At 75.0% G+C, this 22,843-nt stretch carries 17 protein-coding genes; 12 read left to right on the top strand and 5 right to left on the bottom strand.

Annotated features, from left to right (window positions below):
- The first annotated feature begins 60 nt into the window (after nt 1-60).
- The 9 genes from B5Y66_RS04785 to B5Y66_RS04745 all read left to right on the top strand — a co-directional run bounded on the left by B5Y66_RS04785 (nt 61) and on the right by B5Y66_RS04745 (nt 10,671).
- The gene (locus B5Y66_RS04785) at nt 61-399 is read left to right on the top strand and encodes a PadR family transcriptional regulator (protein ID WP_079571943.1); all 339 of its coding nucleotides are present in this window, start codon (nt 61-63) and stop codon (nt 397-399) included.
- A complete protein-coding gene (locus tag B5Y66_RS04780; RefSeq protein WP_079571941.1) occupies nt 396-884 on the top strand; it encodes an HAAS signaling domain-containing protein in 489 nt (162 codons plus the stop codon). Before B5Y66_RS04785 ends, B5Y66_RS04780 begins: the two co-directional genes overlap by 4 nt.
- 116 nt (nt 885-1,000) lie before the next feature.
- The gene (locus tag B5Y66_RS04775) at nt 1,001-2,539 is read left to right on the top strand and encodes a glycoside hydrolase family 43 protein (protein WP_079571938.1); all 1,539 of its coding nucleotides are present in this window, start codon (nt 1,001-1,003) and stop codon (nt 2,537-2,539) included.
- Nucleotides 2,539-4,503, top strand: coding sequence for a DUF6807 family protein (locus B5Y66_RS04770; RefSeq protein ID WP_079571935.1), 1,965 nt, complete (start codon nt 2,539-2,541; stop codon nt 4,501-4,503). The genes B5Y66_RS04775 and B5Y66_RS04770 overlap by 1 nt, the downstream gene beginning before the upstream one ends.
- 71 nt (nt 4,504-4,574) lie before the next feature.
- On the top strand, nt 4,575-5,186 hold the full coding sequence (locus tag B5Y66_RS04765) for a hypothetical protein (RefSeq protein WP_245806940.1): 612 nt from the start codon (nt 4,575-4,577) through the stop codon (nt 5,184-5,186).
- Nucleotides 5,183-5,944, top strand: a complete 762-nt coding sequence (locus tag B5Y66_RS04760; RefSeq protein WP_245806939.1) for a glycosyltransferase family 2 protein — start codon at nt 5,183-5,185, stop codon at nt 5,942-5,944. Before B5Y66_RS04765 ends, B5Y66_RS04760 begins: the two co-directional genes overlap by 4 nt.
- A 274-nt stretch (nt 5,945-6,218) precedes the next feature.
- Entirely contained in the window at nt 6,219-7,781 is a 1,563-nt protein-coding gene (locus B5Y66_RS04755) for a pectinesterase family protein (protein WP_079571932.1), read from the top strand.
- A 36-nt stretch (nt 7,782-7,817) separates the two neighbouring features.
- Nucleotides 7,818-9,857, top strand: coding sequence for a pectinesterase family protein (locus B5Y66_RS04750; RefSeq protein WP_079571929.1), 2,040 nt, complete (start codon nt 7,818-7,820; stop codon nt 9,855-9,857).
- 217 nt (nt 9,858-10,074) lie between these two features.
- Nucleotides 10,075-10,671 (top strand): ATP-binding protein, encoded by a 597-nt coding sequence (locus tag B5Y66_RS04745; protein ID WP_176168790.1) that lies wholly within the window; start codon nt 10,075-10,077, stop codon nt 10,669-10,671.
- On the opposite strand, the gene B5Y66_RS04740 is transcribed toward B5Y66_RS04745, so the two are convergent.
- The 5 genes from B5Y66_RS04740 to B5Y66_RS04720 form a co-directional block, all read right to left on the bottom strand.
- Nucleotides 10,656-12,128 (bottom strand): rhamnulokinase, encoded by a 1,473-nt coding sequence (locus tag B5Y66_RS04740; protein WP_079571924.1) that lies wholly within the window; start codon nt 12,126-12,128, stop codon nt 10,656-10,658. The genes B5Y66_RS04745 and B5Y66_RS04740 overlap by 16 nt on opposite strands.
- Complete coding sequence (locus B5Y66_RS04735) at nt 12,125-14,191, bottom strand: bifunctional rhamnulose-1-phosphate aldolase/short-chain dehydrogenase (RefSeq protein WP_079571921.1); 2,067 nt, start codon at nt 14,189-14,191, stop codon at nt 12,125-12,127. The genes B5Y66_RS04740 and B5Y66_RS04735 overlap by 4 nt, the downstream gene beginning before the upstream one ends.
- A gap of 67 nt (nt 14,192-14,258) precedes the next feature.
- Nucleotides 14,259-15,263, bottom strand: a complete 1,005-nt coding sequence (locus B5Y66_RS04730; RefSeq protein WP_245806938.1) for an alpha/beta hydrolase — start codon at nt 15,261-15,263, stop codon at nt 14,259-14,261.
- A 2-nt stretch (nt 15,264-15,265) separates the two neighbouring features.
- Nucleotides 15,266-16,447 carry an L-rhamnose isomerase gene (rhaI, locus tag B5Y66_RS04725; protein WP_079571918.1) on the bottom strand — a complete coding sequence of 394 codons (1,182 nt, stop codon included), beginning with the start codon at nt 16,445-16,447 and terminating at the stop codon, nt 15,266-15,268.
- Nucleotides 16,448-16,701: 254 nt separating this feature from the next.
- Nucleotides 16,702-17,076, bottom strand: coding sequence for an L-rhamnose mutarotase (locus B5Y66_RS04720; RefSeq protein ID WP_079571916.1), 375 nt, complete (start codon nt 17,074-17,076; stop codon nt 16,702-16,704).
- Nucleotides 17,077-17,165: 89 nt separating this feature from the next.
- On the opposite strand from B5Y66_RS04720, the gene B5Y66_RS04715 reads away from it, so the two are divergent.
- From B5Y66_RS04715 to B5Y66_RS04705, 3 genes are all read left to right on the top strand, one after another.
- The gene (locus B5Y66_RS04715) at nt 17,166-18,185 is read left to right on the top strand and encodes a LacI family DNA-binding transcriptional regulator (RefSeq protein WP_079571913.1); all 1,020 of its coding nucleotides are present in this window, start codon (nt 17,166-17,168) and stop codon (nt 18,183-18,185) included.
- A 133-nt stretch (nt 18,186-18,318) separates the two neighbouring features.
- Nucleotides 18,319-20,424, top strand: coding sequence for a beta-galactosidase (locus tag B5Y66_RS04710; RefSeq protein ID WP_079571911.1), 2,106 nt, complete (start codon nt 18,319-18,321; stop codon nt 20,422-20,424).
- Nucleotides 20,424-22,790 (top strand): hypothetical protein, encoded by a 2,367-nt coding sequence (locus tag B5Y66_RS04705; RefSeq protein WP_079571908.1) that lies wholly within the window; start codon nt 20,424-20,426, stop codon nt 22,788-22,790. The genes B5Y66_RS04710 and B5Y66_RS04705 overlap by 1 nt, the downstream gene beginning before the upstream one ends.
- The last annotated feature ends 53 nt before the right edge of the window (nt 22,791-22,843 follow it).

Here is a 22,843-nt window from a genome sequence, read left to right as displayed (position 1 = left end):
CGGCCGTCGTGCGCCCCGCTATCTTGCGTCGCAAGGAACCGGATGGCTACCTTGTGAGGCATGGTACCGACGCGCGACGCCGTCCTCACCCAGCTCCGCAAGGGAGTCGTGGAGTACTGCGTCCTGGCCTGCCTGCGCTCGGGGCCCGCGTACGGGCTCGAGCTCGCCGAGCGCCTCGGCGCCACGAGCACCCTGCTGACCAGCGAGGGCACGCTGTACCCGCTGCTCTCGCGCCTGCGCCAGCAGGGCTGGGTCACGACGACGCAGGTGGCGTCCCCGGTGGGCCCGCCGCGTCGGTACTACGAGCTCACGGCCGAGGGCCGGGCGGCGCTCGAGACGTTCACCGCCACCTGGGCCCGGTTCACGGAAGACGTCCGCACGACCTTGGAGCCTCGATGACCGCATCTCCCGCCGTCCCGCCGCTGGTCGAGGCGTACCTCGACGACCTCGACCGCGCCCTCACGACCGCGGACCCGCGCGAGCGCGCGGAGACCCTGGCCGCGGTGCGCGAGCACGCCGCCGAGTCCCTCGCCCGGTACGGGGCCGACGACGACTCCGCGCGGCGCGTGCTCGACGAGCTGGGGCCGGTGGACGCCATCGCCGCCGCGGCGACCCCCGCCGGGACGACCACCGCCGCCCCGGCCGCCCCGACGCCGGACCGGGCGCCGACCCCCGCCGCGGACGTGTGGCTCGTCGTGCTCGCGGTGTTCTCCCTCGTGACGGTCGTGGCCCCGGTCGCGGCCGCCGCCACCGTCGCCTGGGCGACCGTCCGGCTCCGCTCCGGTGCGGGGAACCGCGCGATGCAGCGGCTCGCCCTCGGGCTCGGCGCCGTCGCCCTCGTCGGGTCCACGGCCCTCTACGTGTCGCACGTGCTGGCCGGCTGAGCCCACCCGGGCGTTCCCTCCGGCGGAAACCGGTTGCTAGGCTGGGCTCAGCACGGCGGGAACCGGTTTCTCACGGTTTCTCGCCGACTGTCCCAGCGACGTGACGGAAGGCGACCATGACCCACTACAGCAACCCGGTCCTCGACGCGGACTGGCCGGACCCCGACGCGGTACGCGTCGGGGACGACTACTGGCTGATCGCGTCCAGCTTCAACCGTGCCCCCGGGCTGCCCGTGCTGCACTCCCGCGACCTGGTGTCCTGGGAGCACGTGGCCAACGCGCTGCCCGCCGTGCCGCCCGCCGGGCACTACGCGCTCCCCCGGCACGGCTCCGGGGTGTGGGCGCCCAGCCTGCGCCACCACGACGGCCTGTTCTGGATCGTCTACCCGGACCCGGACCACGGCATCTTCGTCCTCACCGCCGCCGACCCGCGCGGGCCGTGGTCCGAGCCGTGGTGCCTGCTCCCGGGCCAGGGCCTCATCGACCCGTGCCCGCTGTGGGCCGACGACGGCCGTGCCTACCTCGTGCACGGCTGGGCCAAGAGCCGCGCCGGGGTCAAGAACCGGCTCACGGTGGTCGAGGTGGACCCGGCGCTGCGCCGCGCCGTCGGGCCGGCGCGCACCGTGGTCGACGGGGACGAGCTGCCCGGCTTCCGCACCCTCGAGGGCCCCAAGCTGTACCAGCGCGACGGCTGGTACTGGATCTTCGCCCCCGCGGGCGGGGTCGCGACCGGCTGGCAGACGGCGTTCCGGTCCCGCTCGGTCTGGGGGCCGTACGAGCACCGCGTGGTGCTGGAGCAGGGCGACACCCCCGTCAACGGCCCGCACCAGGGCGCGTGGGTCGACACCCCGGACGGACACGACTGGTTCCTGCACTTCCAGGACCGCGGCGTCTTCGGGCGCGTGGTGCACCTGCAGCCGGTGCGGTGGGACGACGACGGGTGGCCGGTGCTGGGCGACGAGGGCCGGCCGGTGCTCGCCCACCCGACGCCGGTGCCGGGCGCCGAGCCGGGCGAGCCGGTGCGCAGCGACGACTTCTCCGCCCCCGGGCTCGCGCCCCGCTGGCACTGGCAGGCGAACCCCGTCGACGGCTGGGCCGTGGCCGACGGCGCCGGCACGCTGCGCCTGCCCGCCCAGCCGTCCGCGCGGGGCAACCTGCGCGACCAGGGCGCCGTGCTCTGCCAGCAGCTGCCCGGGCAGCCGAGCACCTGGGAGACCCGGGTCGCGCTGTCGGGCGACGCGCCCGGCACCCGCGCCGGCGTCGCCGTCCTCGGCCGCGAGTACGCGTGGGCAGGTCTGCTGCGCACTCCTGTCGGCGTCGAGGTGACCGTGCGGCGCGGCGGGACCTACGGCGACGAGGAGATCCTCGCGCAGGAGCCCGTGCCGGGCGGCGCGACGAGCGTCGTCCTGCGCACGGCGGTCGACGCCGAGGGCGCGGTCACATGGAGCTGGCGACCCGACCCGCCGGCGGAGGGCGACGGCGCCGCCGCCGCGGAGTGGCACGAGGCGGCAGCGCCGTGGCAGGCACGCGTCGGCCACTGGATCGGCGCCGAGGTCGGCCTCTTCTCGAGCGCCCCGCTCGGGGCGGACCTGCGGCCGGACGACGGCGGCACCTTCGGCCCGGTGCGCGTCGCCGTGGCCGGGAAGGACGCCTGATGGCCCGCTCGGGCGGGCCCACGATCGACGAGGTGGCGGCCGCCGCCGGGGTCTCGCGGGCCACCGTCTCGCGGGTGATGAACGGACGGGCCACCGTCGCGACCGACATCGCCGAGCGGGTGCGCGTCGCCGCGCGGGACCTGCGCTACCAGCCCAGCAGGGTGGCACGCAGCCTGTCCCTGGGCCGCACCAACTCCGTCGCGCTCGTCGTGCCCGACCTCGCGAACCCGATGTTCCAGCAGATCCTGCGGGGCACGATGGCGGCGGCCGCCCCGCACGACTACCGGGTGCTCGTGGCCGAGACGGCGGAGAACACGGGCGACGAGGCCGAGGTCGCGCTCGAGGCACGGCTGCGCTGCGACGCACTGGTCCTCGCCGCGCCACGCACGTCGGAGAACGCGCTGCTGGAGCTCCTGCCGCGCCTGGAGCCGGTGGTCGTGATCAACCGGCACGTGCCCGGCCTCACCGTGCCGAGCGTGCGCGTCGACTACGCGGCGGGCGTGCGCAGCATGGTGGACCACCTGGTCGCGCTCGGGCACCGCGAGCTCGCCTACGTCGCGGGGCCGCGGTCCAGCGCCTCGAACGCGCTGCGTGCCCGCGCCCTGGACGACGCCCGCGAGCGGCACCCCGGCCTCCGCGTCACGACGGTGCCCTGCGGCCCGACGGTGGACGCCGGGTACCGCGCGGCCGACGCGGTGCTGGCCACCGGCGCGACGGGCGTCGTCGCGTTCAACGACCTCGTCGCGTTCGGCCTCCTGGCGCGCCTCAACGAGGCGGGCGTGGCCGTGCCGGGCGACATCTCGATCGGCGGCTTCGACGACATCGAGCTCGCGCGGTACGCCACGCCGTCGCTGACCACGGCCGCCGTGCCGCAGGCCGACCTGGGCCGGCGCGCGTGGGAGCTGCTGCACGCCCGGGTGCTCGGCACGGAGCGCCCGACGCCGGGCGACGGCGCCGCCCTGCACGTCACGCCCGGCCTGGTGGTGCGGGGCAGCACGGGACCCGTGCCGCCCGCGCGGCGGCTCGGCGTGACGTCCGCCGACCTCGCGGGGCGGGCCCACGCCCGCGACGACCAGGTCCGTGCCCGCTGGCGCGCCGCCGACGACGACTGGGTGCTCGGCATCGGCGACGACCGTCCCCTGGCCCGGTACACCCGCGGCGCGTCGATGCCGGGCGTGCACAGCCCGCGCCCGTTCCTGCACCCGGTGCACTCGCTGCAGGGCGTGGCGATGACCGCCAAGAGCCCGGTGGACCACCGCCACCACTACGGCGTCTCGATGGCGGTGGCCGACGTCGACGGCACCAGCCACTGGGGCGGTCGCACCTATGTGCGCGACCAGGGCCCGACCCTGCTCGCGAACCACGGCCGGCAAGAGGTCGCGCGCACGGAGGTGACGGACGGCGGGTCGACCCTGAGCCAGGGGCTGCGCTGGCTCGACGAGCGCGGCGGCGTGCAGCTCACGGAGGAGCGGCGCCTGACGGCCGTCGTGCTGCCCGAGGTCGACGCCTGGGCGCTCGGCTGGCACGGCTCCCTGCACGCGGGCGACGCCGACGTGGAGATCGGCAGCCCGGCGACCAACGGCCGCCCCGGCGCCGGGTACGGCGGGTGGTTCTGGCGGCTCCCGTCGGGGGACGAGGCCGTCGCGCTGAGCCCGGACCGCGGCGGCGACGTGCACGGCTCGCGCAACCCGTGGGTGGCGGTCGTGCGACGGTCCGGGTCGGCGTGGACCACGCTGGTGCTGGCCCAGGTGTCCGGCGAGCCCGACCCCTGGTTCGCGCGCGTGGGCGACTACGTGGGCCTCGGCCCGGCGCTCGCCTGGGACGCCGTGCGGAAGGTGCCGGCGGGGTCGTCGCTCGAGGTCGACGTCGTGGCGGCCGTCGTCGACCGGCGCCTCGACATCGTGGGGGCGGGGGACGTCGCGGACCTCGCCGTCGCGCGGGTGGGCGCCGCCCGGCTGCCCTGACCGTCCGGCGGCAGGGGCCCTCTCCGTCGCTCGACGGGTGGGCTCCCGCCGCCGCTGCCTAGGCTGGCCACGTGACGCCGGCACCGCTGACCACGCGCACCAGGACGGCATGGAGCCCCGCGCCGGGGAGGCCGACGTGGGGCATCGTGCTGGGCGACGCCGTCCGCGCCGCCGCGCTGGTGAGCGTCCTGGTCGCCGCGGCGACGTCGGACGGCGTCGCCGTCGCGCTGTTCGCCCTCGTCCTGGGCGGCTCGATGGTGCCCCGGGCGGCCGGCGCCCCCGCCTGGCTCGACGTCACGTGCGGCACGGTCATGCTCGCCGCCGCGTGGTGCGCCGTGGCCGGGCTCTACGAGCGGGTCGAGGGTCTGGACCTGCTCGTGCACGCCGTCGCGACCGGGGCGCTCGCGGCCCTGGCCCATCAGGTGCTGACCCGGGGCGGCGTCGCGGTCTCCCCCGTCCGGCACCGCGCGACGGCCGCGCTGACGACGGCCGGCCTCGGCGTGCTGCTCGCCGTCGTCTGGGAGCTGCTCGAGGCCGCGGGGCACACTTTCGTCGACGACAGCATCCACGTGACGTACCCGGACACCGTCGGCGACCTCGCGGCGGCGCTGGCCGGCAGCGTCGCGGCGGCGTTGCTCGTCGCCGGGGTCGCTGCCCGGACACCGGCGCGGGGGCTCCCGTGACGGGGGTGCCGGCCGCCCCGCCCGCGGGGCGGCCGCTTCCCACGGTCTCCGTGGTCGTCCCCGCCCGCGACGACGCCGCCGCGCTCGAGCGGTGCCTCACGCTCCTCGCGGCGCAGACCCTCTCTCCGCTCGAGGTCGTGGTGGTGGACAACGCCTCCACCGACGAGACCGCCGACGTCGCGCGGCGCGCGGGCGCGGTCGTGGTCCACGAGCCGCGGGTCGGCATCCCCGCGGCCGCCGCGGCGGGGTACGACACGGCCCGGGGCGAGGTCCTGGCGCGCCTCGACGCCGACTCGCAGCCCGGCCCCGGCTGGGTGCGGGCCGTCGCCGAGCGCATGGCCGCCGACCCGGCCGTCGACGCCGTGACCGGGACGGGGACGTTCACCGACCTGCGGGGCGGCCGCTGGGCGTGCGCGCTCTACCTCTCCGCCTACTACGCCAGCACCCGGATGGCGCTCGGCCACACCGCGCTGTGGGGCTCCTGCATGGCGTTGCGCCGCAGCACCTGGTGGGCCGTGCGCGACCAGGTCGAACGAGTCGACCCGGAGGTCCACGACGACCTGGACCTCGCGTTCGCGCTCGGGCCCCGCCGCCGGATCGTCCGGGACCGGCACCTCCGGGTCGGTGTGTCCGCCCGGACCCTGCGGTACGGCCGCCGCCGTCGCCTGGTCCGGGCGGCGCGCACGCTGCGGCTGAACTGGGCGGTCGCGCCCCCGTGGGAGCGATGGCGCGACCGGCTCGGCGCAGCGGCGCGGTAGCTCCGCCCTCCGCACGCTCCGATTGGTACCGGCGGCTGAACTATTGACGCGGGCGTCCACCATCGGCTACGTTGTGAGAAACCGGTTTCTGAGGCGTTTCCGGTCGCAGAGCGCGACGGGCACGGGAAGTCCGACACCGACGTCGGCCGCACCACGAGCAGCACGACCAGCAACGACAGGCACCACCGGGGACCCGCCACGACGGCGCCCGGGGCCGCCGCCCGCTCGTCCCGACCCGAGGGCCACCGGCCCGAGTCTCACGAGAGGCGCGACGATGCCCTTCACCGCGGACCATCGGCACTCCCCGCACCGCACCACCTCCCCCCGGCCGCACCGGACCGGCTCGCGAGCCCGCCGGGTCACGGCGGCCCTGGCCGCGCCCGTGCTCGGCCTGACGCTGCTCGCCCCGGCGGCGCAGGCGTCGCCCGGCACCGACCCCGAGGCTGCCGGCCGGGCGCTGCTGCACCGCATCGGGGCGCCGCCCGCGACCACCGCGGACGGCCCCGTCTGGTCCCCCACGGCGACAGGCTTCGCCTCCGTCCCGACCGACGAGCTGCCGGACGGCACCACCGGCGGCGCCGGCGGCCGCACCGTCACGGTGCGCGACGCCGCGGACCTCGCGGCCTTCGCGGCGGCCGACGAGCCGCTGACGATCCTCGTGCAGGGCACCCTCGACGTGGAGCCGTTCGGCTCGATGATCGACGTGGCGAGCGACAAGACGATCGTCGGCGCGGCGACCGGCGGCGAGCTCGTCGGCGGCGGGCTGCGGCTGCTCGAGGTCGAGAACGTCATCATCCGCAACCTGACGTTCCGCGACTCGTACGTCGCGGCCGACTGGGACGGCAAGAGCGCGGACAACGACAACGACGGCATCCGCATCGACACCTCCGACCACGTGTGGGTGGACCACAACGAGTTCGCGCGCCTCGGCGACGGCCAGCTCGACGTGCGCAAGGACTCCACCGCCGTGACGGCGTCGTGGAACTCCTTCCACGACCACAACAAGACGCTCGGCGTCGGGTGGACGGACAACGTCGTGACCACGCTGACGCTGCACCACAACCGGTTCTCCAACGTGCACCAGCGCAACGGCAGCATCGACAACGTGGCGCTCGGCCACCTCTACAACAACTGGCTGTCCGGGGTGAGCTCGTACGGCACGACGTCGCGCGGCGGGTCGACGCTGCTGGTGGAGTCCAGCGTCTACGAGAACGCCCGCAACCCGCTCATCCTCAGCGGCGACGCCGCCCGCCTGCACCAGCGCGACAACCTGTTCCGGGGGAACTGGGGCGAGGAGCCGGCCGAGACCGGGCCGACCTTCGAGGCGTCCGACCTCTACGAGTACACGGCCGACGACGTCGAGGACGTCGTCCCGCTGCTCACCCGGTACGCCGGCACCCGCTCCTCGCGCGACGAGCGCCTGGGACGCCAGGTCATGGTGGCGCAGGACGGCACGGGCGACTTCCTGTCCGTCCAGGCCGCCGTCGGCGCGGCGTCGCGGTCGCTCCGGCCGGTCGAGATCGTCGTCGGACCGGGCACGTACCGCGAGGTGCTGTCCGTGTGGCCGGGCGCCGAGGGCCTCACGATCCGCGGCGCCACCGGCGACCCGGCCGACGTCGTCGTCACGTACGACAAGCCCGCCAGCGACTGGGCCACCGCGACCGTCCTCGCCGACGGTGTCACCCTGCGCGACCTCACGCTCGAGAACACGTACGACGCCGAGGCGAACGGGCCGCGCGAGACGCTCGCCCTGCGCGACGCCGGCGACGGCACGGTGCTCGACGACGTCGCCCTCGTCGGCGGCGGGCGCTCGACCGACGACCCGCGCGACTCCTGACCACCCCTGATCGACACCCTTGATCGAGGAGCATCCATGAGACTCACGACGACCCGTGCCGCCGCCGTGCTCGGCGCCCCGGTGCTGGCCCTGACCCTGCTCGCCCCCGCCGCGCACGCCACCGACGTCGACCCGGCCGCGGCCGGGGCGACGGTGCTGGACCGCATCGGCGCGCCCACCACCACGACGGCCGACGGCCCGGTCTGGTCGCCCGTCGCGACCGGCTTCGCCGCCACCCCGACCGACGACCTCCCGCACGGCACGACCGGCGGGGCGGGCGGCGACGCCGTCACCGTCCGCGACGCGGCCGCGCTCGCCGACGCGGCGGCGTCCGACGACCCGCTGACCATCTACGTCAAGGGCACGATCGAGCCCGCCGAGTTCGGCTCGATGATCGACGTGGCGAGCGACAAGACGATCGTCGGCCTCGCGTCGGACGCCGAGCTGGTGGGCGTCGGCCTCCGGCTCGACCACGTGCAGAACGTCGTCGTGCGCAACCTGCGCTTCCGCGACTCGTACGTGCCGGGCGACTGGGACGGCAAGAGCGCGGAGAACGACAACGACGGCATCCGCGTCGACACGTCCAGCCACGTGTGGATCGACCACAACGAGCTCACGCGCCTGGGGGACGGGTTGATCGACGTCCGCAAGGACTCCACGGCGGTCACGCTGTCGTGGAACTACCTGCACGACCACAACAAGACGGTGGGCGTGGGCTGGACCGACAACGTGGTCACCGAGATCACGATGCACCACAACCGGTTCTCGAACACCTACCAGCGCAACGCGAGCATCGACAACGTCGCCGCCGGACACCTCTACAACAACTGGTTCGACGGGCAGGCGCAGTACGGCACGATGTCGCGCGGGGCGTCGCAGCTCGTCGTCGAGTCGAGCGTCTACTCGAACGGCGAGGACGCGATCGTCGCCAAGGACCCGGCCTCGAAGGTCGACTCGCGCGACAACCGGTTCACCACGATCCGCGGCCGCAAGGACGACACCGGGCCGACGTTCGACCCGGCCGCCCGGTACGCGTACGCGCCCGACGACGTGGCCGACGTCGTCCGGATCCTCACGGCCGACGCGGGCACGCTCGGCGCGCCGGAGAAGGTCCGTCGCACGGTCACGGTAGCGCTCGACGGCACCGGCGACTACGCGTCGATCGGGGCCGCCGTGGGCGCGGCCTCGCGCTCGTCGCACCCGGTGGAGATCGTCGTCGAGCCGGGCGTCTACCGCGAGGTGGTGCGCGTGTGGCCCGGCGCGGACGGCGTGACGATCCGTGGCGCGACCGGCGACCCCGAGGACGTGGTGCTCACCTACGACCTCGCCGCCGGCCAGGCCAAGTTCTACGGCGGCACGTTCGGGCACACCGGCTCGCCGGTGCTGTCGGTGCTGGCCGAGGACGTCACGCTGCGCGACCTCACCGTCGAGAACGCCTACGACGAGGCCGCGAACGGCGGGAGCCAGGCTCTCGCGCTGCGCACGTCGGGCGACCGCACGGTGCTCGACGACGTGCGGCTGCTCGGCAACCAGGACACGTACCTCGCAGACCCGGGCTCCGGCGACACGGCGTCGCGCACGTACGTGACGGGCTCGTACATCGAGGGGGACGTCGACTTCGTCTACGGCGGCGGCACCCTCGTCGTCGAGGACTCGGAGATCCGCTCGCTGGACCGTGGCTCCGGGACGAACAACGGGTACGTGGCCGCCCCGGCGACCGTGCCGGGGGGCAAGGGCTTCCTGTTCACGCACACGCGGTTCACCTCCGACGCCGCGGCGGGCACCGTCTTCCTCGGCCGCCCGTGGCACCCGAGCAGCAACCCGCTCGTCGACCCGTCGGTCGTGGTGCGCGACTCGTGGCTGGGCGCGCACGTCGGCACCCCCGCCTGGTCGGACATGAGCGGATGGTCGTGGCGCGACGACTTCATGCGCGAGTTCCGCAACGCCGGGCCGGGCGCCGCGCCCGCCGGCCAGGTCGTCGACGGGCGGCCGCAGCTGACGGACGACGAGGCCGCCGCGCACACCCGCGAGGCGTACCTCACCGGCGACGACGGCTGGCGCCCCTGGCGTCGCTGACCGCCCCGGTGCGATGCCCCGCCCGCGACCGTCCGACGACGGTCGCGGGCGGGGCGTCGTTGCAGGTCACAGCCGCGCACGAGGCAACCGGTGGCTGCGCGCGCGACGCCGCCCGAGGGGCAGTAGGGTCGACGTCGGACTCGGCCGCCGGCGCGGCCCTGCGGCAGGGAAACGACCCCGTTGGCACAGGAGGCGGCATGGTTCAGGGCGTGCTTCGTTGAGCCCGCGGGAGGGCGTTCCTCCGCGGGGGCTCGCCGTCGTCGGGTCGTGGACGCTGCGCACCGTCGACGAGCTCGCGGACGTGCGGGCAGAGCTCGAGGCACGCCTCCCCTGTCACTGCGAGGCCGCGGCGACCGGGCCGGCGGCGGACGTCGGCGGCCTGTCCGGCCGTCAGCAGATGGTGCTCGTCGCGAGCGAGCTGGTGGCGAACGCGCTGGAGCACGCGCGCCCGCCGGTCACGGCCCGGCTGCTGTGCGACGGACGGGTGGCGGTGCTCGACGTCGTGGACCGCAGCCCCGACCGGCCGCCCGTCGTGCCGCAGGACCGCGAGCCCGGGGAGGGCGGGCACGGGCTGCGGCTCGCCGAGACCATCGCCGACCGGGTCGGCTGGTACCGCACCGACCACGGCGAGAAGCACGTGTGGGCGCAGTTCGCCTCGGCCGCGCCGCTGGCCGGCGCCACGCCGGCGGTCGGGCCGGTCGCCCTGGTCGCCGTGCCCGCGGGGGTCGCCGGCACGGACGCCAGGATCGCGACCGGCATGGCGACCGGCATGGCGATCGGCATGGCGACCGCCGCGTCCTACCGCGGCGCGTAGCGCTCGGGCGTGAACGCCGCGGCGACGAGCGCGCGCAGGTCCTCCAGGCCGCCGTCCACGAGACCGCGGGCACGGGCCTGCACCAGCAGGTTGCCGATCGCGGTGGCCTCGACGGGACCGGCGACCACGGGCAGCCCGGAGCGGTCCGCCGTGGCCTGGCACAGCAGCGTGTTCTGCGCGCCCCCGCCGACCACGTGGATGGTCGAGACGGTGCGGCCCGCGAGCCTCGCCGCCGTCGTGACGGCGTCCGCGAACGCCTGCGCGAGGCTCTCGACGATGCTGCGCACGTACTCGCCCCGCGTGGCGGGCACCGGCTGGTCGTGCTCGCGGCACCAGGCGGCGATGCGCCCCGGGACGTCGCCCGGCGGCAGGAAGCGCGGGTCGTCGACGTCGAAGACGGCGACGGGCGCGGTGACGTGCGCCGCCTCGGCCAGGAGCTCCTGCAGGGTGCTGGACCGCTGCGCCGCCGTGGACTCGCGCTCCCAGGTGCGGATCGACTCGCTGAGCAGCCACAGCCCCATGACGTTGTGCAGGAAGCGCGTGCGACCGTCGACGCCGCCCTCGTTGGTGAAACCGGCGAGGCGGGCGTCCTCGGAGAGCACCGGCCCGTCGAGCTCGAGGCCGACCAACCCCCACGTGCCGCACGAGACGTAGGCGACGTCCCGGTCGGCGGCGGGGACCGCGACGACGGCGGAGGCCGTGTCGTGCGAGCCGACGGCCGTCACCTCGAGCGCCCGGCCCACCAGCTGCGCGACGTCGGGGCTGAGGGTCCCCAGCGACGCCCCCGGGTCGACGAGGGGCGGCAGGATCCCGGGCGGGATCCCGACGAGGTCGGCGAGACCCGTGTCCCACTCCCCCGTGCGGGCGTCGAGCAGCCCGGTCGTGGAGGCGTTGGTGCGCTCCGCGACCTCCGCCCCGGTGAGCCAGTGCGCCAGCAGGTCCGGCACCAGCAGCATGCGGTCGGCGAGGTCGAGCAGCGGCCCCTCCGTCGCGAGCTGGAAGACGGTGTTGAACGGCAGGTGCTGCAGCCCGTTGCGCGCGTACAGCGCGGCGGCGTCGACCCGGGCGTGCACCCGCTCCACGCCGTCCGCCGTGCGCGCGTCGCGGTAGTGGTACGGCACGCCGAGCAGGCGGCCGCCGCGCAGCAGCCCGTAGTCCACGGCCCACGAGTCGATCCCGACGCCGAGGATCTCCCCCGGCGCCTCGCGCTCCGCCGCGGCCAGGCCGTCGAGCACCTGGCGGTACAGCTCCAGCAGGTTCCAGTGCAGGCCGTCCGGTGTGCGGACCGGTTCGTTGGGGAACCGTGCGACGTGCTGCAGGTGCATCGTCTGCCCGCGGCGCCCTGAGCCTGTCGAAGAGAACCGGCCCAGGATGACGCGCCCGCTGGTGGCGCCCAGGTCGACGGCGGCGAGGGTGCCCGCCGCCGTCGCCCCGGGTCCGGCCGACGTCGACGTCATCGCAGGAACGCCTGCGCCACGCCCGCGTCGACGGGCACGTGCAGACCGGTGGTGTGCGAGAAGTCGGACGTGCACAGCGCGTAGACGGCGTTGGCGACGTGCTCGGGCAGCACCTCGCGCTTGAGGAGCGTGCGCTGGGCGTAGAACTTGCCCAGGTCCTGCTCCTCGATGCCGTACGTCTTGGCGCGGTTCGCGCCCCAGCCGGAGGCGAAGATGCCCGAGCCGCGCACGACACCGTCCGGGTTGATGCCGTTGACCTTGATGCCGTGCTCGCCGAGCTCGGCGGCCAGCAGCCGCACCTGGTGCGCCTGGTCGGCCTTGGTGGCCGAGTAGGCGATGTTGTTCGGGCCCGCGAAGACGGAGTTCTTCGACGAGATGTAGACGATGTCGCCGCCCAGCTTCTGGTCCACGAGGATGCGCGCGGCGTTCTTGGCCACGAGGAACGAGCCCTTGGCCATGACGTCGTGCTGCAGGTCCCAGTCCGCCTCGGTGGTGTCGAAGAGCGACTTGCTCAGCGACAGGCCCGCGTTGTTCACCACGATGTCCACCCCGCCGAACGCGAGGACGGCCTCGGCGAGCGCGGCCTGCACGGCGGCCTCGTCGGCGACGTTCGCCGCCAGGCCGACGGCGACGTCGGTGGAACCGAGCTCGGCCGCGGCGGCCTGCGCCTTCTCCAGGTCCAGGTCCGCGACGACGACGCACGCGCCCTCCGCCGCGAGGCGGGTCGCGATGGCCTTGCCGATGCCCGACGCGGCGCCGGTGACGAACGCGACGCGCGTCGCGAGCGGCTTGGGCTTCGGCTTGCGCTGGAGCTTGGCCTCCTCGAGTGCCCAGTACTCGATGCGGAACTTCTCCGACTCGTCGATCGGGGCGTACGTGGACAGCGCCTCGGCGCCGCGCATCACGTTGATCGCGTTGACGTAGAACTCCCCCGCCACGCGCGCGGTCTGCTTGTCCGCGCCGTAGGAGAACATGCCCACGCCGGGCACGAGGACGATCGCCGGGTCCGCGCCGCGCATGGCGGGCGGCTCCTCGCCGCGGGCACGCGCCCCGGCGGCGCCGCGCTCGTAGTACGCCGTGTAGTCGGCGCGGTACGCCCCGTGCAGCTCGGACAGGCGCTCGACGATCTCCTCGACCGTCGCGGTGGCCGGCAGGTCCACGACCAGCGGCTTCACCTTGGTGCGCAGGAAGTGGTCGGGGCAGCTGGTGCCCAGCTCGGCGAGGCGCGCGTGCTCGGTGCTCGCCAGGAAGTCGAGCACGACGTCGGCGTCGGTGAAGTGGCCGACCTGCGGCTTGTCGTGGGAGGCGACGGCGCGCAGGTGCGGGGCGAGCGCGGCAGCCTTGGCGCGGCGCTCGTCGGCGGCCAGGGCGCCGTAGCCGTCGAGGGCGGGCCCGAAGGGCTCCGGCGCGCCGTGCTCGGCGATGTGCGCCGCGGCCGTCTCGATGATCCACAGCGAGTTCGCCTCGGACTCCTCGGCCGTCTCGCCCCAGGCGGTGATCCCGTGCCCGCCGAGCACCGTGCCGATCGCCTCGGGGTGCGCGGCCTTGATCTCCGCGATGTCGAGACCGAGCTGGAAGCCGGGGCGGCGCCACGGCACCCACACGACCTTGCCGCCGAAGATCCGCCGCGTCAGCTCCGGCCCGTCGACGGCGGTCGCGATCGCGATACCGGCGTCCGGGTGCAGGTGGTCCACGTGCGCGGCGTCGACGAGGCCGTGCATGGCCGTGTCGATGCTGGGGGCCGCGCCGCCCTTGCCGTGCAGGCAGTAGTCGAACGCGGCGACCATCTCGTCCTCGCGCTCGACGCCGGGGTACACCTCGGTGAGCGCGCGCAGGCGGTCGAGGCGCAGGACGGCGAGGCCCTTCGCGGTGAGGGTGCCGAGGTCGCCGCCGGAGCCCTTGACCCACAGCAGCTCGACGTCCTGCCCGGTGACCGGGTCCTTCTCGATCCCCTTGGCGGACGTGTTGCCGCCGGCGTAGTTGGTGTTCCTCGGGTCGGCGCCCAGGCGGTTCGACCGGGCGACGAGGGCCTCCACGGTCGGGTTGACGGTCTGGTTCGTCATCGGTGCTCCGGTGGTCGGTCCGTCGGCCGACGGACGGGGATGGGTGCGGTCAGGAGGTACGGGAACGTCAGCGCGGGGGCTCGTGCGTGGTGCCGACGAGCGCGTCCGTGGTCAACCACGCCGCGATCCGCGCGAGACTGCGCGCGAACCCGGGCTCGCCGGGCCGGTTGAGGTGGCCGTGGGTGGTGCCGTCCTCGCGGACCACGAGGACGTCGACCCCGGCGGCCGCGAGCTCGGCGGCGTAGGCCTCGCCGCCCGAGCGCAGCGCGTCGTGGTCGGAGTTGACGATCAGCGTGGGCGGGAGGCCGCGGAGGTCCGCACCGCCCGGGAAGGCGTACGGCGAGGCCGCGGGACCGTCGTGGCCGAGGTAGTTCGCGTTCATCGCGCGCACCGCCCCCGGCGGGAAGTTCTTCTCCGGCGGCAGCGCCGCGATCTTGGCGGCCAGCTCGGCGGTGGGCTCGGGCAGCTCCTGGTGCGTCACCGGGTAGGCGAGCACGACGCTGCGCGGCGTGGGTACGGGCGTCGCGCCGTCCGGACCGGTCGACCCGAGCCCGAGCGGGACGGCGGCGGGTCGACGGGAGACCGTCGCAAGGTCGCGCAGGCGCAGCGACGCCCCCGCGGCGAGGTCGCCGCCGGCGCTCGCGCCGCCCAGCGACCACCGACCGGCGGGGACCCCGAGGTCGGCGGCCCCTTCGCCCGTCGCCCACGCGAAGGCGAAGGCGACCTCCTCGGACGGCACCGGGAAGCGGACGCCGTCCGTCCCGGGCGTCGCGCCCGGGACGCGGTAGTCGAGCGCGGACACCAGGCGGTACTCGACGCTGACGACGGTGATCCCCGCGGCGGCAAGGCCGCGCGCGACGCCGTCGGCCTCGGGCATGTCCAGGTCGCCGTGCGCGAACGCGCCGCCGTGGGCCCACACGAGGCCGGCGACGGGCACGCCCGCCGGCCGGTAGACGCGCACGCGCAGGTCGCCGTGCGGGCCGTCGAGCACGCGATCGGCGACGGCGGACTGCGCCGTGCCCGCCGTCGTGCCCGCCGTCGTGCCCGCCGTCGTGCCCGCCGTCGTGGTCATGCTCAGGCGCCCCAGCCGGCCTGCTGGCCGCCCACGCGCTCGGCCGCGATCCGCTCCGCGTAGCCGGACGCGGCGAACGCCTTCATCGGGTCGGCGTCCCGGCCTTGCTCGACGCGCAGGTCGGCGAGGAGGCCGCGGACGTCCGTGTTGTAGGCGTCCATGAGCACGCCGTTGGCGCCGAGCACGTCGCCGGCCCGCTGCGCCGCGTCGAGGGCCTCGGCGTCGACGAGCAGCGCCTTGGCCGTGGCCTCCTGCACGTTCATCACGGAGCGGATCTGGCCGGGGATCTTCTCCTCGATGTTGTGGCACTGGTCGAGCATGAAGTTCACCCCCGACTCGGGCCGCAGCGCGTCCGCCTGCACGATCTCGTGCATGATCCGGAACAGCTGGAACGGGTCCGCGGCGCCGGCCATGAGGTCGTCGTCCGCGTAGAAGCGGGAGTTGAAGTCGAACGCGCCGAGCCGGCCCTGCCGCAGCAGCTGCGCCACGATGAACTCGATGTTGGTGCCGGGCGCGTGGTGCCCGGTGTCGAGGACGACGTTCGCCTTCTCGCCGAGGGCGAGGCAGTGCAGCAGCGACGTGCCCCAGTCCGGCACGTCGGTGTGGTAGAACGCCGGCTCGAAGAACTTGTACTCGAGCACCATCCGGTGGTCGTCGTCGAGCTCGGCGTAGATCTCCGCGAGCGACTCGGCGAGCCGGTCCTGCCGGGCGCGGATCGAGTCCTGCCCCGGGTAGTTGGTGCCGTCCGGCAGCCAGACCTTCAGCTCCTTGGACCCCGTGGCGCGCATGACGTCGATGCACTGCACGTGGTGGGCGACCGCCTTGCGGCGCACGGCCGGGTCGGAGTGCGTGAGCGACCCGAGCTTGTAGTCGTCGTCCTGGAACAGGTTCGAGTTGATCATCCCGATGGTCACGCCGTGCTCCTTGGCGTGCCGGGCCAGGTCGGAGAAGTCGTCGACCAGGTCCCACGGGACGTGCAGCGACACCCGCGGCGCGAGGCCCGTGTAGCGGTGCACCTGGGCGGCGTCCGCGATCTTCTCGTACGGGTCACGGGGGGTCCCGGGCGTGCCGAAGACCTTGAACCGGGTGCCCGAGTTGCCGAACGCCCACGAGGGCAGCTCGATGGTCTGCTCGCCGAGGGCCTTGCGCAGCCGTGCGTCGAGCACGGGCGTCGTCGCCGTCATGGTCTCCTCCTCGTCCGCGCTCCGTCGCGCGATGCTGGTGCGGCCGGTGCACGGCCCGCTTTGAATCGTTTCATAGCCTAGAGGGGCTCCGCGGCGGCGTCAACCGCCCGTCCAGGCTCGAGCACCGCCCCACCGAGTTGTCAGACCCGCCGAGCGGTATAGCCCGCCGTGAGTCCGACAACTCGCGAGCCTGCGCAGTTGTCAGAGCCAGGGAGGGGTATACCCCGAGGTGGCTCTGACAACTCGGGGGCAGGTCAGCCGGCCCGGCGGGCGGCCTCGAGCTGCGACTCCAGGTGGAAGACCTCCTCGAGCTGGACGAACCCCTCGTCGGGCCGCCCCTCGGCCGGCTCGAAGAAGCCCTTCATGGCGGCCTGCCACCGGTCGTTGATCTCGCGGGCGGCCATGTCGCGTTGCGCGCGCTCGTAGTCGTCCGTCCGCAGGACCCCGACCAGCAGCCCGTCCGCGCCGAGGAACAGGCGGTAGTCGTACCAGCCGGTCTCGGCCAGCGCCTCGAGCATCTCGGGCCAGACCGCGGCATGGGCCGCCTTGTACTCCTCGAGCCGGTCGCGTCGTACGCGGGACACGAAACAGACGTGCGTCGTTGCGCCGTCGTCGGTGAAACGGTTCATACGATGAACCTAGCAAGACCGGACCACGCACAGGTACCTCTACGCTGGAGCCCAGGCGCGACGAGGCGCCCGAACCCGAGGAGCAGCCCATGACGACGACCGCCCCCCGCCGCCGCGCGTCGATCAGCGACGTCGCGCGCCAGGCCAAGGTGTCGGTCGGCACCGTCTCGAACGTGCTCAACCGCCCGGACCGCGTCTCCCCCGCCACGCGCGAACGGGTGCTCGCCGCCATCGACGACCTCGTGTTCGTGCCGAACGGCTCCGCCCGCCAGCTCCGCGCCGGGACCATCACGACGGCGGGCGCCATCGTGCTCGACGTGTCCAACCCGTTCTTCACCGACGTGGCGCGCGGTATCGAGGACCGCCTCGAGGAGGCGGACTACACGCTGATGCTCGCCAGCTCCGACGAGAACCCGGAGCGCGAGGCTCGCTACCTGCGCCTGTTCGAGGAGCACGGGGTGCAGGGCCTCATGGTCGTGCCGTCCACCCCCGACGTCGAGCACCTGGAGGCCCTCCGCGCCCGCGGCGTGCGCGTGGTGCTGCTCGACCGCCCGTCGCCGGTCGACACGCTGTCGTCGGTGGCCGTCGACGACCGCGCGGGCGCCGCCGCCGCCGCGCGCCACCTCGTCGACCTGGGGCACGAGCGCATCGCCTTCCTCAACGGGGCGCACACGATCCGCCAGTGCGCCGACCGCAGCGCCGGCCTGCACGACGCGCTCGTCGAGCTGGGGCTGGACCCGGGCGAGGCGCTGGTCGAGATCACGATCTCCACGCTCAACGCCGACGGCGGCCAGTCCGGCACCGAGCAGGTGCTCGGGCTCGCCGACCGGCCGACGGCCACCATGTGCGTCAACGACCTCACGGCCCTCGGCGCGCTGCGCACGCTGCGCGCCGCCGGCGTCCCGGTGCCGTCCGGGATGGCCGTCGTGGGGTACGACGACGTCACGTTCGCGGGCGAGCTGGCGACGCCCCTGACGTCGGTGCGCCAGCCCACCCACCAGCTCGGCCACCGCGCCGCGGACCTGCTGCTGGACCCCGACGACGTCGTCGAGCAGGTGACGTTCCAGCCCGAGCTGGTGGTCCGCGAGTCGACGACCGGCGTCGGCTGATCCACCACCCACCTGCCGAACATGCACCTGCGCTCGGGATGCGGCGACATCCCGAGCGCAGGTGCATGTTCGGCATCCGGACACCGGTCGGCAAGCGCTTCCCCGTTGAATCGATACATGACAGACTCGTGCCATGCGACGACGCACGACACCGGAGTCCACCCCCACCCCCCGCCCCTGGAACGCCGGCCTCGACGGCCTCGGCTTCGGCGGCGACTACAACCCCGAGCAGTGGCCGCAGGACGTGCGCCTGGAGGACCTCGAGCTCATGCGCGAGGCCGGCGTCAACGTGCTCAGCGTGGCGATCTTCTCCTGGGCCACCATCGAGCCGCGCGAGGGCGAGCTCGACTGGGTCTGGCTCGACGAGACGATGGACCGCCTGCACTCGGCGGGGATCCGCGTAGCGCTCGCCACCGCCACCGCGTCGCCGCCGCCGTGGCTCACGCGCCGCCACCCCGAGATCCTCCCCCGCCTGGCCGACGGCACCGTGCTGCACCAGGGCGGGCGCCAGTCGTACGCCGTCACCCACCCCGTGCACCGCGACTACGCGCTGCGCATGACCACCCGCATCGCCGAGCGCTACCGCGACCACCCCGCCCTCGCCGTCTGGCACGTGGACAACGAGATCGGCTGCCACGTGTCGCGCGACTACTCGGACACGGCCGCCGCGGCGTTCCGGGACTGGCTCCGCGCCCGGTACGGCAGCGTCGACGCCCTCAACCAGGCGTGGGGCACCGCCTTCTGGTCCCAGCGCTACGGGTCGTTCGACGACGTGCTGCCGCCCCTCACTGCGCCCACCTTCGCCAACCCGACGCAGCAGCTCGACTTCCACCGGTTCTCCTCCGACGCGCTGCTCGACTACTACCGCGACCTGCGCGACACGCTCCGCGAGATCACGCCGCACGTGCCCGTCACGACCAACCTCATGGCGACCGCGCACTGCAAGGGCATGGACTACTTCACGTGGGGCCCTGAGCTGGACGTCGTCGCCAACGACCACTACACGATGTCCGCCGACCCCGAGCGGCACGTGGACCTGGCCTTCTCCGCGGACCTCACGCGCGGCGTCGCGGGCGGTGCGCCGTGGATCCTCATGGAGCACTCGACGTCGGCGGTGAACTGGCAGCCGCGCAACACGCCCAAGGCCCCGGGCGAGATGCTGCGCAACTCGCTGCAGCACGTCGCGCGCGGCGCGGACTCGGTGATGTTCTTCCAGTGGCGCCAGTCGAGGGCGGGCGCCGAGAAGTACCACTCGGCGATGGTGCCGCACGCCGGCCGCGACTCCGACCTGTGGCGCGACGTCGTGGACCTCGGCAAGGCGCTGCGCGCGCTCGGCGAGGTGCGCGGGTCGCGGGTGCGCTCGCGCGCGGCCGTCGTCGTGGACTGGCCCTCGTGGTGGGGGGCCGAGCTCGACTCGCACCCCACCCAGGACCTGCGCTACATGGACCAGGTGCAGGCCTGGTACCGGGCCCTGTGGCGGCTCGGCGTCACGACCGACCTCGTGCCGCCGGGCGCCGACCTCGGCGGGTACGACCTCGTCGTGCTGCCCACCACGTACGTCGTCACCGACGCGGACGCCGCGAACGTGGCGGCGGCCGCCGAGCGCGGGGCGACCGTCGTCGTCACCTACTTCTCCGGCATCGTGGACGAGAGCGACCACGTGCGCCTCGGCGGCTACCCCGGCGCGTTCCGCGACCTGCTGGGCGTGCGCACCGAGGAGTTCCACCCCTTGCAGGACGGCGTGTCCGTGCGGGTGGTCGGCAAGGCGGTGGGCGGCGAGGCCGGGGCCGACCTGTGGACGGAGAAGACGCGCGTGACCGACGGCACCGAGGTGGTCGCGTCGTACCACGACGGCACCCTCGCCGGGCGACCGGCGATCACCCGCCGCGAGGTGGGGTCCGGCCGGGCCTGGTACGTCGCGACGCGGCTCGACGAGGCAGGCCTGGACGCGCTCGCCGAGCGGCTCGTGGCCGAGGCCGGCGTGGGGCCGGACGTGGTCGCGCCGGCGGGCGTGGAGGTGGTGCGGCGGTGGGCCGACGACCCTGCGACACGCTCAGGACAGCGCGGCTCGACCGGGGTGGCGACGTCGTGGCTGTTCGCGATCAACCACACGGACGCCGACGCGACGCTCGGCGCCGCAGGCGCCCCGGTGACCGGCGTCGAGCTGCTCACCGGCGACGCCGTCGACGGACCGCTCGTCGTGCCCGCGGGCGCGGTGCGCGTGGTGCGGGTCGGCTGATGCCGCCGCCCACGCCGGACGGGCCGGTGGGGCCCTACGCGTTCGTGTTCTGGAACGACGACCTGGACGACGCCGCGGTGCTCGGGCAGCTCCGGGAGATCGCCGGCGCCGGGTTCGTCGGGGTCACGCTCAGCGCCCGGGTCGGGCTGGGCCGCCGCGTCGGGTACCTGACAGCGGAGTTCCTGCGGCTGGTGCGCGTCGCGGTGGACGAGTGCGCCCGGCTGGGGCTGGCGGTGATGCTGTACGACGAGGCGTCGTACCCGTCGGGGTCGGCGAACGGCGGCGTCGTGGCGCGCGACCCCGCCTTCGCCGCGCGCTGCCTCGTGCCCGTGACGCGCGACGTCGCGGTCACGGACAGCGGGCCGGACGGCGGGGACGAGGCCGCGTACTGGCGGCCCGCCCTGGGTCGCGACCTGGACGCGCGGCTGCTGGGCGTCGTCGCGCGGCCCGCGGGCGACGACACGGGAAGCAGGGTCGCCGTGCTGCTCCCGGTGCACGCGCCGGGACTGGTGCGGCTCGCCCTGCCGACGGGCGCGTGGCGCGTGACGGCGGTGTTCGACGCGACCAGCGGCGGCACGATCCGCGGGGCGCACGCGGAGCAGGACGACGGCTCCGCGCTCGCCCCGCCGGCGGCCGACCTGCTGAACCCGGACGCCATCGCGACGTTTCTCGAGCTCACCCACGACGCGTACGCGGCGGCGCTCGGGGAGCACCTGGGCACGACGGTCGTCGCGATGTTCACGGACGAGCCGTTCCTGCTGGGCCGCGGGCACCGCCCGCTCGCCCGCCCGTACACGCCGGGGCTGGAGGCGGAGGTCGCGGCCCGCCTCGACGTCCCCGAGCCCGAGGTGCTGCGACGGCTTCCCGAGCTGTGGGACAGCGGCGACGGCACGCGGCCCGGCGGCACGGACCCGGACGCCACGGGGTTCGTGCGCGCCTACGACGACGCCGTGCGGGCGCGGCTGCACCGCGTGTACTACGACGCGCAGGCCGCGTGGTGCGCCGCCCACGGCATCGCCCTCACCGGTCACCCGGCCGAGCCCGACGACCTGGCCACCGCCGGCCGGTTGCACTGGCCGGGGCAGGACACGGTCTGGCGCTGGGTGCTTCCCGGGGACACCGTGGGCACCAGCGGCCTCGACGGGCCCGAGAGCACTGCGCCCAAGGTGGCCGCGAGCGCCGCGCGACGGCGGGGGGCACCCGCCGTGACGGAGGTGCTGGGCGCGTACGGCTGGCGACTCAGCCTCGACGAGGCGCGCTGGCTGCTCGACTGGTACCTGAGCCGCGGCGTGACGACGCCCGTGCTGCACGCGTTCTTCGCCTCCGTGCGCGGGGGCCGCGCGTTCGAGAGCGAGCCCGACCTCGGCCGGTGGAACTCGTGGTGGCCGCACCTGGCGCCGCTGGTCGGGTACGTGCGGCGGGTGGCGGAGCTGCTCGACGCGACGCCGCCCGTGTGGCCGGTGGGGGTGCTCAGCCGGCCCGACGCCGCGCCGTCGGGCCCGGTGGTGCGCGCCCTCCTGGAGGCGCAGGTCGACTTCGGCTACGTCGACCGCGACGACGCCGCGGCCGCCGCGGGGACCGACCTGGTCCTGGTCGACCCGGACGACGGCGTGCCCGACGTCGCTGCGCTCAAGGACGACCTGCGGTCGCGCGCGCTGCCCGTCGTCGACGCCGAGCCCGCGGCGCCCGGCCTGCGCGCCGTCGTCCTCGCCGGTGGCGCCGGGTACGTCGTCTTCCACGAGGGCGAGGAGCGGGTCCGCACCGCGCTGCAGCTCCCCGCCGTGCCCGACGACGCCTGCTGGTGGGACCCGTTCGCCGACACCCGGCACCCGGTGGAGCGCGACGCCGACGGCCGTGTGCTGCTGGACCTGGAGCGCCGCCGCACCCTCGCGCTCGTCCGCGCCGCGGGGCGCCCGGTCGTCCCCGCGGCCCCGGCCCTCGGCCGGCGGCTCGAGGTCGCGGGCTGGCGCGGCACGGTCGATCGCGTCGTCGGCGACGCGGACGCGATCGCGGACGACCCGTCCGCCGTCGCGCCCCCGGAGCTGCGCCTCGGCGACTGGTCCCGCGAGCCCGCGCTGCGCCGGCTCGCCGGCTCCGTGCGGTACGCGGCGGAGGTGGACGTGCCCGACGGCGCGGGCGCCACCCGCCTCGACCTCGGCGTCGTCGGCGAGGCGGCGACGGTGCGCGTGGACGGCGTCGTCGTCGGGCACGCCCTCACCGCGCCGTACGTGCTCGACCTCCCGGCGGGCACGCTCCGGCCGGGCCGTCGCACCCTCGAGGTGCTGGTGAGCAACAGCGCCGCGAACTACTACGAGGGCGACCGCCGCCCGTCCGGGCTGATCGGTCCGGTCGCCCTGTCCTGGTGAGCCCGGCCCCCGACAATCCGCTGGTGCGCCGCGCGCCGGGTCCGTAGGGTGCA

Origin of the sequence: Krasilnikoviella flava (genome assembly GCF_900167525.1) — a bacterium.
GTDB lineage: Bacteria > Actinomycetota > Actinomycetes > Actinomycetales > Cellulomonadaceae > Isoptericola > Isoptericola flavus.
The sequence above is the reverse complement of the archived record's forward strand: the minus strand, read 5'-3'. Positions and strand labels throughout refer to the sequence as shown.